Consider the following 16,686-nt stretch of genomic DNA (forward strand, 5'->3'; position numbering starts at 1 on the left):
AGAGTTGCGACATGTTGCCTGAAGTTACTCAGTTCCAAGACGTTGTGCCGTTGATCAACGACACCGGCGTTCAGTTTCTAGATTTTGCCCTGACGCTTGAGCCTCGTAAGGAAACCGGCGGTGAGTTTGCCAAATTGGCGGATGACCTCTTGGTACGCCTGCTCACTAATGAGGAAGATGGCACCACTTTTTATGAGCCGGAACCTAACAAAGTTGAGCGGGTGAATAAGCCGTATCTCGATATGGATATGGAGTCGAGCTTGGCGTTGTTGGATCGCCAATGGGTGCCGATACCGTTTTTTCGACACATGCCGCCGCACCGTTTTGATGAGGGGCCCAGCAACTGGGCGCGCCTGCGCTTGGTTGCGCTAGACACCCCCGATGTTGATGGCCATACCCACCGCTTAACGCTCGCGTTTGATACGCGGAGTATGCCCAAACGTGAGGGTACCGCGTACTTAGCGCCCAACGAAGAAGATGTGCGTTCGGGAGAGTTGTTCAAGCTTGCTTTAACCCCCCATGAAATGGGTTGGTTCATGGACTTGGCGTGGGTTAAAGAGTGGCTCAACGATCTATATCGGGAAGGTCATCCTGAAATGGATCAGAACGAGCTGGAGGATGACATTAAGGCGCTGCATCCTCAGGCGCACTATTTGAACCTACTGAGTCTGTTATGGAAACCGATTCCCGCCGAGCGCACGCAGCGAAAGCCCAAGGTACGCGTGCCAGAAGTTCGCTTGGTAGGAAAAGACGCCAGCCAGAAAACGCCTATAGATGTAGATCTTGTTCTGGATGTAGGGAACTCGCGCACGTGCGGTATTTTAATTGAACACCACGAGCAGTCGGGCTCTGGATTAAAGCAGAACTATGTGCTGGAACTACGTGATTTAGTCGATCCAGAGTACGTTTACAACGAACCTTTTGAAAGCCGTGTCGAGTTTTCTCAAACCTTCTTCGGTAAAGACCACCTTTCGGTTAAAAGCGGCCGCCATGATGCTTTTCGCTGGCCCACCATCGCAAGAGTAGGCGGGGAAGCGGGTCGTCTGGCTAGTCGCCGTCGCGGTACCGAAGGCTCCACTGGGCTGTCAAGCCCTAAGCGTTATTTGTGGGACGGCAGCCGCTATACGCATGGCTGGCGTTTTAATAGTGCTTATGTAAAAGCGGATAAAGAACCCTTCGCCACGGCCGCTCCTTTTTCGAACCTTATCAATGAGCGCGGTAAAGCGATCTATGCGGTGATGCGTGATGGTGAAGAGGATGATTTGCCGGTCTTCAAGCCGCACTACTCCCGCAGCTCTTTGATGACCTTCATGCTTTCGGAGGTGCTGGCACAGGCGTTGATGCAGATCAATAGCCCGGCCCAGCGCTCTCGCCAGGGCAATATTGATGTTCCTCGCCGCCTACGCTCCATTATTTTGACGGTGCCCCCGGCTATGCCGCTTGCAGAGCGCAGCATCCTGGATGAGCGTATGCGTGAAGCGGTGGGGCTGATTTGGCAGGGTATGGGGTGGTATCAAGGTGAGGATGACCCATTTGGGGAACCTGAGCAGCTTGAGGCAGCTCCACCGATCCCCCCTTTGCCACAGATTCGAGTGGAGTGGGACGAGGCCACCTGCGGTCAGCTGGTGTACCTGTATACCGAAATCAACGAAAACTTTGCAGGCCATCCTGAAGAGTTTTTCGATACATTATCACGCCCAGAAAAACAGCAGCGCGACCGTATAACCCTTGCCAGTATTGATATCGGTGGGGGCACTACTGATTTAGTGATCACTGATTATCGTATTGCGAGAGATCAAGGGGGTGGCAACAGCAGTAATGTGCATATCGTGCCCGATCAACGCTTTCGAGACGGCTTTCGTATTGCCGGGGATGACATTCTGCTTGATGTCATCCAGACCTTCATACTGAAAAGCTTTGAGGAGGCGCTCCGGCGGGCAGGGGTATCTTCTCCAGATGCCATGATGTCGCAGCTGTTAGGTGGGGAAAGCCTGAGTGCTCAGAACCAAGTATTACGTCAGCAGCTCAATTTGCAGGTCTTCACACCACTGGGGTTGAAGCTACTGAGCTACTACGAAAAGTTTGATCCTCAAGAAAAAGAAAGCGAGGAGAATCCGCACATTATCACCGCCACGTACCGAGAGCTCTTAGGAGATCACGCGGCAAGCGAGGCGGTTAGAGAGTATGTGCATGGAGCCGTACGACGTGACGTGAAAAACAGTAACGCCTCATCGTTTGAGCTAATGGATACACCCATAACGTTTAACTTGCCTCTCGTTCACAAAGCCTTCCTGGGCGATGGCATTAACATTGGCAAGACTCTTGGCGCCCTGTGTGAGGTGATCCATCAATATAGCTGCGACATGTTGCTGCTAACGGGTCGTCCGTCACGGCTACCCGGTATCCAAGCGTTTTTACGCAAGATGTTGCCGCTGCCCCCAGGGCGTATTTTGCCTATGCAGAACTATCGCACCGGTAACTGGTACCCCTTCCATTGCAATGGCGAGATCGATGACCCTAAGAGTACCGCGGCGGTCGGTGCCATGCTGTGCCTGTTGTGTGATCAGTTAGACTTACCCAGCTTTTACTTCCGTACCCAGGAGCTAAAGCCGTATTCACTCATTCGCCACCTAGGCTCGATTGATAACAACAACGTCATGAAGAGCGATGACGTGGTTTATCGTGACATCAAAGCCAATGAAAACGGCACGGCGATTGAGCTGCCAGAAGACGACGCGCCAAAAGTACAGCTGCGCGGGGGCATTGTGCGACTTGGTTACCGTCAGTTGGATGCCGAGCGCTGGGTAGCCTCACCGCTCTATACCTTAGAGCTGACTCAGGATGGCAAGGATAATTACAGAAAAGCCGCGGTGAATGATGGAAACGGCAGCCAGCCGGTGGTCGAAGTGGAACTTAAAGTCGTCGATAAAAAAGACAAAGCCGGCCTGATCAGTGATGAGCTAAAAGTTAGCCGAGTTAGTTCCAATACCAAAAGGCCATTTAGCAAATCAGATATTGATCTTCAGCTCAATACCATGATTGATGCGGGTCTAGGGGATTCCAATTATTGGCTTGACAGCGGGAGTGTGAAGCGCAAATGAGCAATCTGACGGCTAAACAACACCAACTGGGCCAAGGCTGGGAAGCTGTGCACGCCGGTGCCGGTCAGGCCATCGAGTGGATCGAAAACGTGCGTGGCAATGCCCCGCGCCTGGACAGTGAAGCTGATAATTTGATCCTGGAATTGCACAAATCGCGCAATCTGGCATCTAGCCTGGGGCGTGCTGCAGGCACTCCCATGACCATCGGTTTTTTTGGGCTTTCACAAGCGGGTAAGTCGTACCTGATTTCGGCACTGGCTGCGGGGCACAACGGCAAGCTGGAAACCGATTACGGTGGTAAGCGTCTTGACTTCATTGAGCACGTGAATCCTGTTGGCGGAGGGAAAGAAGCGACGGGACTAGTGACCCGCTTCAGTCGCACGGCCACTAGCGGGCCGGCCGATACCCCGGTAGAGCTTCGCCTATTTCGTGAGGTTGAGGTTGCGAAGATTTTGGCCAATGCATGGTTCAACGATTTCGATCATGAACAATTGCACTATGAGCTAGATGAAGCGCGTATCGAGCGTATTCTCAGACCGTTCGAAGGCGTCGACATTGCCGCAGATACACAGTCAGGGTTAAGCGGTGATGATGTAGTGTCATTATGGGACTACCTCACGGGTAGCTTTAAAAAATCGATTAGCAAGCTGGAAGCGCGCTATTGGCCGCGGGTTCTCAAATTAGCGCCGCGCCTCTCCTGCGAACAGCGTGCTGATCTGTTTTCCCTGCTGTGGGGCGAGCAAGAAGAGCTTACTCGCCTCTATGTGCAGTTGGCGTCCACCCTGCGCCGCCTTGGCAACGCCCCTACCGTTTATGCGCCGCTGACGTGTCTCGTGACCCCCGAAGGCGAGGGCTACAGCCAGCGTGACAGCATTATGAACGTGGATATTCTCGAGCGTTTAGGGAGTGTCGATGACCATAGCTTGGAGGTGCGCCCGGTAATGCAGGAAGCGCCCGGCCAAGCGGTAGCGGTATCGGTAGCCCAGTTAGCCGCGTTGACGGCAGAGCTAACGTTCCCGCTGATTGAGCCAACCCAAGACCCTCACGTTGAAAAAGTCGACCTGCTGGATTTCCCCGGCTATCGCGGCCGCCTCAGCCTGAAGAGCGTTACCGAAGCTGCCAGTCAAGCCAGTAGCGAAGGGGGTAATCCTGTTTCTCAGCTAGTATTGCGCGGCAAGGTGGCCTACCTATTTGAACGCTATACAGACAGCCAGGAAATGAATGCCCTGGTGGTGTGTACGAGCTCGGATAAACAAAGTGACGTGACCTCGGTTGGCCCGGTGTTAACGCGCTGGATTGAAAAGACCCAAGGCGTCAGCAGCCAAGACCGCGCGGGTAAAGCACCGGGGCTAATCTGGACGCTGACGATGTTTGATAAGCGTATCAGTGGCGCGTTGAACCTGACGGAAAGCCAGCTGCGCGAAGGGTGGGAAGGGTTAATTAAGATGACCCTGTTGGAGCGCTTTGGTCAGTACGACTGGATGAGCCAGTGGGCGCCGGGAGAACCCTTCAATAATACCTTTTTAGTGCGCAAGCCGCGGCTCCCCGTTCCTTTCCTGGATAGCCGTGATAACGAAGAGCTAAGTATTAACGCTGACTGTGCAACGCCTCTTGTACGCATGGCTTCTACCTTTGCGGAGAATGCCAGCGTTAAAAAACATGTGCATGCGCCTGGAGAGGCTTGGGAGGCGATGCTGGCGCTTAACGATGGCGGCATCAAGCGTATTAGCCAGTACTTGGGCCGTATCGCCACCTTGGATTTTAAGCTGGCCAGTATCGAAAAGCAGTTAACGGAAACACTGGCCAGCTTGGTTGAAAAACGCTTGGCTCCTCTTCATCACACCGATGGCAGCGGCGAAGTGGCTAAAAAGCGCGAGGCCGCCAAGCTGTTGTGGCAAAGCCTGGGGCAACGCCTGGCAACCCTGGGTGAGTTGCAGCACCAGCTGGAACTACCCCAGCAAGCAGTCCGCGACCTGTACTTGAGCGACAGTGAAGAAGATGGAGTGCCAGCCGCAGAAGGCGAAGCGAATAACGAAGAAGCCAAACAGGCCGATAGCCTCTACTGCAATAGCGGTTTTAGCCTGAATGATGACCCCTTCTCGGCTGGCTCTCCGTTTGATGATGATGCCGCGGCCGCTCCTGCTGCCAATAACGCGCCAGTGTTGCAAGGTGCGGATCACCGCTTCGCGCGCAAGGTTTTCCAGGCGTGGGTGGCTCATTTGCGAGAAATACCCGGGCGGCAGGCGTTGCTTCAACTGTTGGGGTTAGAAAAAGCCGTGGTTGAGTCGCTGACCGACGAGCTGATCACAGCCGCTAATCGTATGGAGCTACAGCAGCGTTTAGACCAAGCGCTTCTTAGACGTGCCCAAAGTAGTGCTAAACGTGATCAGTTGGTAGAGCGTCAAGTTTTAGCCGCCCAGCTAGTGCTGCGCGACTTTATTGCTTGGCTGGGGTATCAGAATGTGCCGGTTGACCAGCGTCCTAACAGCCTAGCGGGTAAAAAAGAAAAGTTGTTTTTGCCAAACTCCCCCATTTTGCCGGGTGAGCTGCCACATCTAGCACCTCAACCGGTTAATCAAGCCGTACTTTACTTGGCCGACTGGCTTTCAGGACTTTGTATCGTGACGCAGGAAAATGCGGGCCATACCGCCGGACGGGAAATTACCATGGAACAAAACGAGCGCCTGGGTGCTGTACTGTCAACGTTTCGCCAACCGGAGGTGACCCATGCGGGTTGAACTGCGTCCGCTGGAATCCGGTACGCCGGGGCAAGGCCGTTTACTGCTCAAGGGATGGGAAGGAGCAACAACGACACTGCAACTGACGATTCAAGAGAGCCAGGATCAACAGTTTCTGCACCCAGGCAAAACCTGGAGTACCAAACCACATTCGTTTGACGTGGCGAGCCTGGAAGAAGCTGGTGGCGAGTTTCTCCAGGTAGTACTCGACGGCACGATTATTGACCCTTTGTTGGAACTCTCTGGATCTACCCAATATCAGCTGACACTGCAGGATGCTCAGGGAGTACAAGCCCAAGGGGTGATACGGCTAGCACGCGGCCTGATGCCGTCTAGTGCTGCGGGTTCTATGCCGTCTGCGGGTTCTAATACTGCGCTGCATTCACCTTCTGTTGTGGAAAAAACGCCCGACCCGGCACCAGTGCCAGAACCTGAAGTAAAAGTGCCACCTGAGCATGAGCCTGAGCCCGCCCCTGAACCTGCACCGGTGGCGGCCCCCCCGTCTCAAACAAGCAAACGGGGGCCGTTGCTGTTTTTACTGCTCGGGCTATTGCTTCTTGCCGCCGTGGCATTCGGTGCCTGGTATTGGTTCAGCAATAATGCCAATAGTGTAGGAGCCGAACCGGTCACCCAAGAGAGCACCGAGGAAGAAGACAGCGACATTAGTGAAGAAGAAACCGAAGCTTCCTCTGAAGAAAGCGTACAAGAGAGCATTGACGAAACGATTGATACCAGTGCCGATGCAAGTGCTGATGAAAACAGTGCTGAATCATTGGCTGGCCCGGCAATGGCATGCTCGGTAGAAGCGCTAGGTGAGCAGGATGAGCTGACATTTGTTCAAGGCTGTTCCCAAGCAGACATGACTTCAGAAGCACTGCTGACAGTGATCGAAGCCGCACGCGATGCCAATCACTGCGGAATAGCGCGGCGGCTATACGCCAACCGTGCTATCGCTGGTGATGCCACCATTGCACTGGCCTATGCGCGTGAATACGACCCGGCCTATCACCAGGCAAGCACCTGCTTTAGCGCAGCCGATGCGGAAACCGCGGGCTATTGGTACCAGATCGTCCTCGATATTGAGCCTGAAAATAGTGAAGCACAGGCACGTTTTGAGGAGTTGGGCGGATGATCCGTAAAACGCTTGCGATCTTAGTGTGTTCGACAGTTACCTTATCAGGCATGGGGCTGGGTGCCACTGAAGCGTTTGCCGACCCACGGCCGCTGCTGCAGGAAGGCAAGCAAACGCTGTACCAGCGTGTCTTGACGACACCCGGGTGTGAGTTAACGCCAACAGCGGGAGCCGGTGGCGAACTGCAGCCCGCGTTTACCCGTTTCTATGTTTATGACCGCAGCGATATTGATGGGCGTGAATGGCTGAAAGTCGGCCCGGATAGCTATGGTGAAACGAGCGGCTGGTTACCGGCGGACTGTAGCGTCGAGTGGAAAATGCAGCTAACGCTGGCATTCACCAATCCGGCAAACCGTCAGCGCCTGCTGTTCTTCCGTGAGCGAAATGACCTCCAAAACATTCTCGATGAATACGAGCCATCCAGTCAGGTCGTTCCTTTGCATGCTGCCTTGGATCGTGAGGAGGAGGTGCCTGCCGTTCTGGCACGGGAGCCGGAGTACTTTGTCGATCTTCAGGAACAGTTTTACTTGTTGCCCATACTCGAAGGTGAAGAGGTTTTTACCGAAGCTGGCTTTCGCACACGCTTATTGAACGTGGCGTCAGTGAGTAAAGCGGGGGAGCCAGACCCTGCTGGTGCTGAAACGGACCCTGCCGGAGATACGCCAGCTAGTCAGCTGCGTGAGTTCAACGCAGGCGTCGTATTCGTCATCGACTCGACGATTTCCATGGGGCCGTATATCGAGCGTACGCGCGAGGCAGTAAGCAAGATACTTGATCGAATCGAGGCGGAAAACCTCGATCAGCAGGTGAAATTTGGCTTGGTATCTTATCGTGACAGCGTGGAAAGTGTGCCTGAGCTCGAGTACATCAGCCGCATGTATGCCAACCCGATGGACGTTCAAGGCAGGGAAGACTTGATGGAGCGCATGGACAAGCTCCATGAAGCCAATGTCTCCACGCCGGGTTTCGAAGAAGATGCTTACGCCGGAGTAATGCAGGCCATCGATGAAGTGGATTGGAGCCAATATGGCGCTCGCTATATCGTGTTGATTACCGATGCCAGCGCCATTGAAGGTGATAACGAGCGCTCTTCTACCGGGTTAAGTGCTGACCAAGTGCGGCTCGAGGCTGCCAATCCGGGGGTGGCGATTTACACGCTTCACTTGAAAACCGCGAGTGGTGAGCGCTTTAACGACCATGCCAGGGCGGAGGCGCAATACGCTAACCTTTCGACCTATGCGGGTACCAATACCTCTTTGTACTATCCGGTGGAAGCGGGGGATGTCGACGCGTTCGGCGCTAAGGTGGATGCCTTGGCCGAGGCCATCACCTCCCAAGTGCGAGCCGCCTACCTTGGCGATGGTGCTATCGGCAGTGCTTTAAACGCGCAACAGCCTGATCCTGATGAGACTGACCCTGATCAGCAGCGCCTGCTGGAAGATGCAAGCCTTATTGGCCACGCTATGCAGCTTGCTTACCTTGGCCAGCAGACGGGGAGTGTCGCCCCACCGGTCTTCCAGGCCTGGATTAGCGACCGCGACTTAGTACAGCAAAACCGGCCCAGTACCGACGTGCGAGTGCTGCTGACTAAGTCCCAGTTGAGCGATCTTAGTGATGTCGTCGCACAGATTTTGGATGCTGCCAACCAGGGCTTGATTTCACCCACCGACATGTTTGATCGACTGCGTTCGGTGGCAGCGGCCATGGGCACCGACCCTAATCAGCTGCAGCAAAGCGAAGCCACGCAGCTGGCCGATTTGGGGTTGATGGGAGAGTATCTGGAAGACCTGCCTTATCAGAGCGAAGTGCTCAACTTAGATGAAGCCACCTGGAAAAGCTGGGATGGGTTATCCCAGGAACGCTTCATTCGTAATCTAAGTATTAAGCTGCGCCACTATCAACGCTATAACGAAGATGTCGACCGTTGGGTTTCGCTTGCCGAAGGCAGTGACCCACGCGACGACGTCTATCCTGTTCCTCTTGAAATGATGCCCTGATACCGGCAAAACCACTTAAGGTAGACAACAGGATGTTGGCAATACAGGACATGGTGGTTCAGCGTGGTCTGGGCACGCAAGCACATAAAATACGCTTGCCAGAGTTATGCTTGTCGCCAGGGGAATGCCTGGCGATTACTGGCCCTAGTGGGTGTGGTAAAAGCACCTTATTAGAAGCGGTGGGGCTGCTGCTGGCACCAAGCAAGCTTGAGCATTTTATGCTGGGAAAATCGCAGCAAGACGTTGCCATGCTTTGGCGTAATAACGAGCAAGGTGAACTGGCAAAGCTTCGTGCGCGTGACCTAGGGTTTGTGCTGCAAAGCGGCGGGTTACTGCCGTTCTTAAATGTGGCTGACAATATTGCCCTGCCGCGCCGTTTGCAGGGGCTACCCCGCGAAAGCGAGCGTATTACGCAAGCGGTCAAACGCCTGGGGTTAACGCCGCTGATGGATAAACGTCCGGCCATGCTTTCCATTGGCGAGCGCCAACGGGTCGCCTTTGTGCGCGCACTGGCTCACGAGCCACAGCTGTTGCTGGCTGATGAACCCACGGCTGCCTTAGATCCTCACAGCGCACATGGACTCTTTGCGCTATTTATGGACGTGGTGGAAGAGCTACAGCTCGCTGCACTAGTCGTCTCCCACGACTGGGATCTCGTTCAGACATTCGGTTTGGCGCGTTTCGATGCCATCACGGTAAAAGGGGAGACCGTCTTTGAACCCCGCGACTGAGCGTTTTCGACTGCTGGCATCGTTAGCACTAAAAGACCTCTGGCATGACCGCAAGGTTTCGATGTGTATTGCGGCGGCGCTGGTTGCCGTGATTGCGCCCTTATTATTGCTGTTCGGGCTTAAGCATGGGGTTGTCAGCCAATTACAGTCAGAGCTACTTAACGACCCTCGCAACTTGGAAATTCGTATGATTTCCAGCGGTCGTTATGATGCCGACTGGCTTGAACGACTGCGTAACCGCTCTGAGGTGGGCTTTGCGATTGGCATGACACGCTCACTCAATACCCAGGCAGACTTAGTGCGGGATCGCCGCCACTTTGTGGATAACGCCGAAATTATTCCCACAGCGGCAGGCGATCCTCTGCTGGCATCCCTTTCGCTTTCTGCCCCCCTTCAAGGCCAAGCGGTGGTGCTGAGTGAGTCGGCTGCACGTCGTTTAAATGTGGGCGTCGATGAACAGCTGAGCTTGTTTGTCAGCCGTCGTCTGGGTGGCCGAGCAGAGCGTGGCCAGCAATCTGTCATTGTGAAAGGTATTTTACCCGCGGATGTCTTTCCTCGACCGGCTGCCTTTGTCGCACTACCGCTGCTGATTGCTCTTGAAGATTTTCGCGATGGCTACCGTGTTGATGGCGTTGGTGTCGATACGGGTGAGGAGCGAGGCGAGCGGGAAACGCATTTTGCCCGTGCTCGCCTTTACGCCGCTGACATCGATCAAGTGGCCGAGCTGGAGCAGTGGTTGAATGCGCAGCATATCGACACGGCTAGCCGCCTCGCTGAGATCGAGAACGTCAAGGCTATCAACCATGTGCTGGGGCTTGTGTTTGGGGTCATTGCGAGCACTGCGCTGGTGGGCTGTTTAGCGTCAATGCTAGGGGCTTTTTTGGCCAACATTGACCGTAAGCGCAAGGATTTAGCCGTGCTTCGCCTATTGGGTTTCGATCGTCCGGCCATCGCGGGATATATCGTCTTGCAGGCCAGCACGCTAACACTGGCAGCTTACGGGGTTGGGCTTGCGCTCTATGGGCTGGGAAGCCAGATATTCAACCAGGCCTTGGCAATGAGCACGACAACCGGAAACGTTGTCTGCCGGATCACCTTTATGCACGGCGTGATGGCCCTTTTGTTGGCGTTGTTGGTTGCCCTCGTAGTGGCGTTTATCGGCATGCTGCGTGCTTTCAGTATTGAACCTGCGGAGAGTCTGCGTGAATTGTAAATCTCTTAAAAATGTTTCCCGACACTGGTGGCGTCGTGCTGGGTGCGCGGCTGTATTGCTTGTTCAGGTAGGCACTGCCTCAGCCGAATGGGAGGAGCGGTTGTATAACCCCATGCCCCAAGAAGACGACGTCATTTTGCCGATGCCTTGTGATGGCGCCATGGTGTTTCGCAAAGTGCATATTCCCGCTACGGGACCGCTGGATGATTACCCCATTAATATCGGGCAGGACGGTACTGGTTGGGGGTATGTCGAGCAGCGCCGCCCCTCTTACGTTTCCGGTAACTTCAGTGAGAGCGAAGGGGTATCGCGCTACTACTTGCTGGCCAAGTACGAAATGACGCAGTTGCAGTATGAAGCTTTGATGGGGGAGGAGTGCCCGTCACCGTCGACGCGCTTGCGCTTGCCGGTGGTATCAGTGAGTTGGTTCGATGCAACGGCGGCAGCGGATCGCTACAACCTGTGGCTGCGTGAGAACCGCGAAGATGTCTTGCCTCAAGAGGATGGCGTGTTGGGGTTTGTGCGGTTGCCTACTGAAATTGAGTGGGAGTATGCCGCCCGTGGAGGATTAGAAGTCGATGCTGCCGAGTTTCGCGATAGCCGATACCCAATGCCAGAGGGCTTAAACGGTCATGAGTGGTTTGCAGGCCCGCAGTCCGCTAACGGACAGCTGCAACTAGCCGGTTTACTGCACCCTAATCCGTTGGGGCTGCATGATATGTTGGGTAATGCGGGTGAAATGATGTTCGAGCCGTTTCGCCTCAATAAATTAGATCGACAGCATGGGCAGGCGGGGGGATTCGTTGTACGCGGGGGCAGCTATTTAACACCCCAGAGTGATATTCGCACAGCACTGCGCGGCGAAGAACCGTATTACCGCGACAGCGGCCAAGCCCAAAGTGGACAAGTAGGTTTTCGCCTGTCCCTGGTGGCGCCTACCTTGACCTCGCGGGATCGAATTGCTGCGATTGAAGCCAGTTGGCAAGAGCTGGGGGCAGACCTAGAGACGAGTGATGCGCCTCAAGAAACCCCTGGAACAGTTGAACAACTGAACAGTTTGGCGTCCGAGCTTGAAGACACTGCATTACAAGAGCAGTTACGCGACTTAGAAAACCAGCTAAGAGCCAGTAATCAGCGTCAAGAAGAAGCGCGTAACTTAGCCGTGCGCGCCAGTCTTAACCTGGGAAGCTTTCTCTGCACCAAGCTAGAGGATGACGGCGTTTTCCTCGATTTTCTCCACAATAATTACCAAATTAACTGCGAATCTGGCAATGCAGATGCAAGCTGCGGCATGCGCCAACAGCGTTTAGAAGAACAAGATGCGAGATTACAGGCATTAAGCCGTTACTACGCCAGTAGTTTGGTTGAATCAGCCACGCTTTACGGGGAAAGCTTGCTCGAAGAGCAAGTTGCCGTATTTGAAGAAATCATTACCCGTAATCGTCAGCTCACCCAACTTAAACCTTATTTACACACGCACTGGGAAAACCAGCGCGATTACCTGCAACAGCAACATATCTCCACCGATGCCTGGCTGGAAAACTGTAAAGCCATGGCTAATTAAAAAACGCAAGGGAACGTACTATGCAAAGCAAGCGCATTTCATTTACGAGCAACACGCTAGGTTGGAAAAAAGCACTCATGATGTCGGCAGTGGCGGGCAGTCTGCTAGTGCTCAGCGGCTGTGTCACGACGGGAAGCTCAATGCTATCCGGTAACGGTAATGGCGCGGCTGCAGATCCGCGGTTAACCCAGGGCAATGACGCCAAGTTTTTTAGCCGTTCAGGCTATCAAGCCTGCGCTGCAGGTGCTGCCGCAGGCATGTTGGGATGTGCTATCACCAATCCAGGCAACCGCACTCAGTGCATGATTATTGCAGGGTTAGGGGCGTGTGGCGTTGCGATGGGGGCCAACTTTTATCTGGATCAACGTCGCAGTGAATACGCCAATACCAGCGAGCGCTTAGAGGCAATGAGTGCGGATATTCAAGCCGATACCCGTAATGTCATCGCACGTACTGAAACAGCGCGTGAGGTGATGGAGGAAGATAAGGCGCGTATTGAGCGCATTCAAACGGACATGGCAGCCCAGCAATTAGATCAGGCTGCCGCTGAACGTGAGTTAGCCGCGATTGATAGCAATATTGATATTTTGCGCCGTGAACTGGCCAATATGCGCAAGAAAGCAGACGGTTATCAAGAAGTTGCTGCTGCAGAACGCGCCGAAGCCAGTCCTGCAGAAATGGTACGTATCGAGCAGGATATTGATCTCATGAACCAGCAAGTGCTGGCGCTACAGCAAGAAGTGGATGAACTCTACAACATGCGCTCTGCGATCACTCTGGGCTAAGGGGTCGACCGACACATTATGAATAACGCCATGATGACTAAAACCATAATGATTGCCAGCAGCATGGTGCTGCTGGCCGGTTGTGCGACCACACCGGAACAGTGCGATCCCTATAATCGTGATGCGAGCCTTGTGGCAAAACTCTCTTGTGATACATCTGGAGCCTACCGTGCCCAGGTTGAGCAGCGCGAGCAGCAGGTTCGTCTGGATCAAGAAGAAAATGCCCTGTTTCATCAAGTCTATAGAGATATTAGAGCCCAGCAGCAGGCGACCCGCGAAGAGCTGAGTGTACAGCAGGAAAAGCAGCAAGCGCTTAATAGCTCCCTGCAAACACTCCTAACCCGCTTGCAAGCGCGTACCGGTGAGGAACTCGGGCTTCAGCATCGTCTAAATGACATTGAGCAGCAGTTGCACGCGAATCAAGCGCCAGCCCGTGATGAAGCTGAGATGGAGGCCAAAAGGGCACGTTTGGCAGAGCTTGAGCAGCAGGTAAGCCGCCTTCAGCAAAGCCTGGGCTACGAATAAGGCGGACGCTTAACAATGCAACGGATTCTGCGTGATTCCCAAGTAATGCTGGGCGGCACCTTTGAAAGCTATCAGGCTAAAGTGGCGCTAATTCATCGCCACTTTCCTCCTAGCATCGGCAATATGTTCGCCCTACCGCGTAACGGTCAGGGGGATACGTTGGAGTGGTGGACGGAACTGCCGGGACAGCCGCTAGCGTTTGATACATTAACAAGAGACGAGCAATCTCTCTTGTTAGAGCGTTATGAGCAACGCCAGCAGAGCCTAGTACGCCTAGCCGATGAACTGGTAAGGCGCGGTGATACGGACGCTGGCGAAAGCTTGCGAACCTTGATTGGCCCCGCTGAAAAAAAGCACCTCTATAGCCTCAATGGCGAACCAGTAGTAATTCGCTGGGGAGCTGGAATGGTGAAAGCGGCTGCGCCCAGCGTTACGCAGGCTCCAGCGCCTAGGCCGGTTGCTCCGATAGCGACACCCGCTGCCCCGGTGGCAGCGGCGTCACGTCGCAGGTCGTTCAGGCCGCTACTGTGGTTGTTGCCGCTGCTTCTGCTTCTTGCGCTAGGGTGGCTGCTGTATCTACTTTGGCCTTTGGATCGCTACTGGCCCAGCGGATTTGGGAACGGTGTGGGCTCCGTGCCTTATGCTTGCCGTGAGGATGAGAAGGGCTTGCCGCCAGAGTTTGTGTTGATTTTTGACACGTCCGGTTCGATGAATATCAATATTGCAGCAACACAGGAGGACGAAGAGTGGTATTTCGGCTTGTCTGAGTTCCGTCAGATGATGCTGCGTAATATGGGCAATGAACGTCTCTTATCATTGGAGACAGGAACCTCTCGACTAGAGGTCGCCAAGGATTCTGTATCTCATATTATTAACCAGCTTCATCCGGATATTGATACTGGGCTCATTACCTATGCAGGCTGTGGGGTTCCGGTCAAACAAGGCATATTCAGTCGGGATCAACGGGAGCAGCTGATTGCCGGTATCCAGTCGTTACATGCTTATGATGGTACCCCCCTTGCCGAAAGCTTGGTGGCCGCAGCCGGTTTAGTGGATGGCCGGGAGCGGGATGCCACCATTATCGCGTTTGTCGATGGAACCGACGGTTGCGAACAAGACCCGTGCCAAGTAGCCGCAGAGATTGCCCAAGATCAGCCACGACTCACAATTAACGTCGTCGATGTTACTAAAGGCGGCCTCTCAAATTGCTTGGCAGAACAGACCGGTGGGCAAGTATTCAGCTCACAGAATGCCATTGAGATTAGCAGCATGCTGGAGAAAGCCAGCGCACAACTACTGAATGCCAGTCATTGTAAATAGGCAAAATCCACTAACTGGCTCGTGTTTACGAGGCACCACGACGCCATCGGACTAGAGTTGTCATCATGGTCAACAATATCTAATAAGTACTTTGTATTGATGGCTTAGCCTGACCTTTTATGCATGGCTCCCTACATGTTTATTTGTTAGCCTCTCATTTTTTAGCAAATCATTTGAGTTTCTGCTGTGCTATCTAGATTTCTATTTTAAGCTAAAATGTTTATTGATAAAGATTGAGATTGATAATGTGGTGTTTAAGAAACGGTCGGTCGATCTTTAGTGCTGCCAGTCAAGAGATATTTTTCTATATCCAATTTAATTATCGATAAGCTTGCCTATAGGCGATGAGATGGATCTTAAAAGTGGTTACCCGTTTTGGACGGTAAAAAATGGTCTGTTAACGGCTTTCCCGCAGCTTACCCATGACCACCAAACGGAAACGGTGATTATCGGTGGCGGTATTACAGGGGCGTTAATTGCCGACGAGCTTAGTCGCCACGGTCATCAAGTGGTGGTACTTGAACGCAGGGACGTAGGGTGGGGCAGCTCTGCCGCCAGTACGGCGCTGCTGCAGTACGAAATTGATACCCACATGGTCCATTTGGCCGAGCAGTACGGGGAGGGCAATGCGGTGATGGCTTATCGTAGCTGTGCCGAAGCGATTCATTCGCTGGAGCGACTCGCCGCGGAACTTGGCAATGTGGCGTTTAGCCGTCAGCAGAGCCTCTATTTTGCCAGTCATGACGGAGATGTGGCGGCCCTAAAAGCGGAGCTTGCGATGCGCAAGCGCTTTGGCTTTGATGTTGCCTGGCTTGACCAGCGTGCGCTTGAATCCGACTACGGTTTTTCAGCCCCAGGGGCGATTCTTTCCTCGCTGGCCGCCAGCATCGACCCTTACCGTATGGCGTATCATCTGCTGGAGAATGTGGTACGGCGTGGCGGAGGTGTGTTTGATCGCACACAGGTCGAGCGGCTTGAGCCGAACGCCGAAGGCGTCGAGATTATCTTGCGCAACGGAGCGACGCTGCGCTGCCAACAGGTGATTATCGCAGCGGGTTATGAGAGCCAGTCGTGGTTGCCTGAACAGGTAGCCGAAAATCGCAGCAGCTACGCGTTTGTCACTGACCCGTTGCATCTTGATGTGCTGGGCAAGCTAAGCCATACACTGGTGTGGGAGTCGGCGCGTCCATATCTCTACCTACGCTCTACCCAGGATGGGCGGCTGCTCATCGGCGGTGAAGATGATGAGGAAGATATTCCGGAGCGCCGGGATGCGCGTGTGATGGAAAAAGCCCAGACGCTGGCCGCAAAGGTAGAAGCGCTCTGGCCGGGTTTAAAGATCAACCCGACGTTTTGTTGGGGCGGCACCTTTGCGGAAACGGACGATGGTTTACCCTATTTCGGGCCTCATGAGGCGCTAGGGCCTCGGGTGCACTTTGCCATGGCCTACGGGGGGAATGGCATTACCTACAGCATGATAGGCGCTCAACTGCTACGGGCGCTCATTGAAGGTCGCCAGCATCCGCTCAGCGCGCTGTTCTCCTTTCAGCGCTAGTGGTGGTCTATTACTGAGCGGGGAA

At 54.0% G+C, this 16,686-nt stretch carries 11 protein-coding genes; all 11 read left to right on the plus strand.

The features are described 5' to 3' along the window. Positions 1–11 precede the first annotated feature (11 nt). Complete coding sequence (locus R0J87_RS06975) at positions 12–3,101, plus strand: virulence factor SrfB (protein ID WP_498885221.1); 3,090 nt, start codon at positions 12–14, stop codon at positions 3,099–3,101. Beyond that, positions 3,098–5,839, plus strand: coding sequence for a putative virulence factor (locus R0J87_RS06980; RefSeq protein WP_498885222.1), 2,742 nt, complete (start codon positions 3,098–3,100; stop codon positions 5,837–5,839). The genes R0J87_RS06975 and R0J87_RS06980 overlap by 4 nt, the downstream gene beginning before the upstream one ends. Further along, positions 5,829–6,971: a hypothetical protein gene (locus R0J87_RS06985; protein ID WP_498885223.1), complete on the plus strand. Its 1,143-nt coding sequence runs from the start codon at positions 5,829–5,831 to the stop codon at positions 6,969–6,971. The genes R0J87_RS06980 and R0J87_RS06985 overlap by 11 nt, the downstream gene beginning before the upstream one ends. Continuing rightward, positions 6,968–8,968, plus strand: coding sequence for a vWA domain-containing protein (locus tag R0J87_RS06990; protein WP_498885225.1), 2,001 nt, complete (start codon positions 6,968–6,970; stop codon positions 8,966–8,968). The genes R0J87_RS06985 and R0J87_RS06990 overlap by 4 nt, the downstream gene beginning before the upstream one ends. A 32-nt stretch (positions 8,969–9,000) precedes the next feature. Further along, on the plus strand, positions 9,001–9,699 hold the full coding sequence (locus R0J87_RS06995; protein ID WP_498885227.1) for an ABC transporter ATP-binding protein: 699 nt from the start codon (positions 9,001–9,003) through the stop codon (positions 9,697–9,699). Continuing rightward, positions 9,683–10,912 (plus strand): ABC transporter permease, encoded by a 1,230-nt coding sequence (locus R0J87_RS07000; protein WP_498885228.1) that lies wholly within the window; start codon positions 9,683–9,685, stop codon positions 10,910–10,912. Before R0J87_RS06995 ends, R0J87_RS07000 begins: the two co-directional genes overlap by 17 nt. Positions 10,913–11,012: 100 nt before the next feature. Then, on the plus strand, positions 11,013–12,476 hold the full coding sequence (locus tag R0J87_RS07005) for a formylglycine-generating enzyme family protein (RefSeq protein ID WP_498885230.1): 1,464 nt from the start codon (positions 11,013–11,015) through the stop codon (positions 12,474–12,476). Between the two features lie 20 nt (positions 12,477–12,496). Next, positions 12,497–13,261 carry a hypothetical protein gene (locus tag R0J87_RS07010; protein WP_498885232.1) on the plus strand — a complete coding sequence of 255 codons (765 nt, stop codon included), beginning with the start codon at positions 12,497–12,499 and terminating at the stop codon, positions 13,259–13,261. 30 nt (positions 13,262–13,291) lie between these two features. Beyond that, complete coding sequence (locus R0J87_RS07015) at positions 13,292–13,786, plus strand: putative periplasmic lipoprotein (protein ID WP_498885234.1); 495 nt, start codon at positions 13,292–13,294, stop codon at positions 13,784–13,786. Positions 13,787–13,801: 15 nt separating this feature from the next. Further along, complete coding sequence (locus R0J87_RS07020; RefSeq protein WP_498885235.1) at positions 13,802–15,106, plus strand: VWA domain-containing protein; 1,305 nt, start codon at positions 13,802–13,804, stop codon at positions 15,104–15,106. A 349-nt stretch (positions 15,107–15,455) separates the two neighbouring features. Next, entirely contained in the window at positions 15,456–16,661 is a 1,206-nt protein-coding gene (locus R0J87_RS07025) for an NAD(P)/FAD-dependent oxidoreductase (RefSeq protein WP_498885237.1), read from the plus strand. Positions 16,662–16,686: the final 25 nt, after the last annotated feature.

Source organism: Halomonas sp. SIMBA_159, assembly GCF_046536035.1.
Lineage (GTDB): Bacteria > Pseudomonadota > Gammaproteobacteria > Pseudomonadales > Halomonadaceae > Vreelandella > Vreelandella venusta_A.